Annotated in this window: 2 pseudogenes; both read right to left on the bottom strand. The window is 67.2% G+C overall.

Going from position 1 to position 615, the window contains the following annotated elements:
* A pseudogene (locus tag IEY86_RS36060) lies at window positions 1-278 on the bottom strand (2-oxoacid:ferredoxin oxidoreductase subunit beta); the annotation flags it as partial.
* Window positions 271-615, bottom strand: a pseudogene (locus tag IEY86_RS36065) (2-oxoacid:acceptor oxidoreductase subunit alpha); the annotation flags it as partial. The pseudogenes IEY86_RS36060 and IEY86_RS36065, both read right to left, overlap by 8 nt.

Below are 615 nucleotides of genomic sequence, written 5' to 3' on the forward strand. Positions count from 1 at the left end.
GAGTGCATCCCGTAGGTGTTCATGTAGTACGGGAAGCGGGAGGAGCAGCCGATCCCGGAGATGAAGACCACGTTCTCGCGGGCCAGGCCGAGCTCGGGCATGAAGCCCTGCACGGCGGCCAGGATGGCGTAGTCACCGCATCCCGGGCACCAGCGCACCTCCTGGTCCGTCTTGAAGTCCTTCATGGACTGCTTCGTTTCGGCCTTCGGGACCAGTGAAAGAGCGTTGCCGGTCCCCCTCGGCCGGTGCTCGTGCGTGACAACCGGTGCCTCAGACATCTGCTGTTGCCTCCTGGATGGCCACGGCCAGTTGCTCCGCCTTGAACGGCAGGCCGGTGACCTGGGTGTAGGAGTGGGCGTCGACCAGGTACTTCGCCCGGATGAGGGTGGCGAGTTGGCCGAGGTTCATCTCGGGGACGATGATTTTGCGGTAGGTGGTGAGGATGTCGCCGAGGTTGTGGGGGAAGGGGTTGAGGTGGCGCAGGTGGGCCTGGGCGATGTGTCCTCCGGTGCGGCGTACGCGGCGGACGGCTGCGGTGATGGGGCCGTAGGTGGAGCCCCAGCCGAGGACGAGGGCGGGGGCGGGGTGGCCGGTGTCGGCGGTGGGGTCGTCGAC

The sequence above is a fragment of the Wenjunlia tyrosinilytica genome (genome assembly GCF_014646055.1).
In the GTDB taxonomy this organism is placed as follows: Bacteria; Actinomycetota; Actinomycetes; order Streptomycetales; family Streptomycetaceae; genus Wenjunlia; species Wenjunlia tyrosinilytica.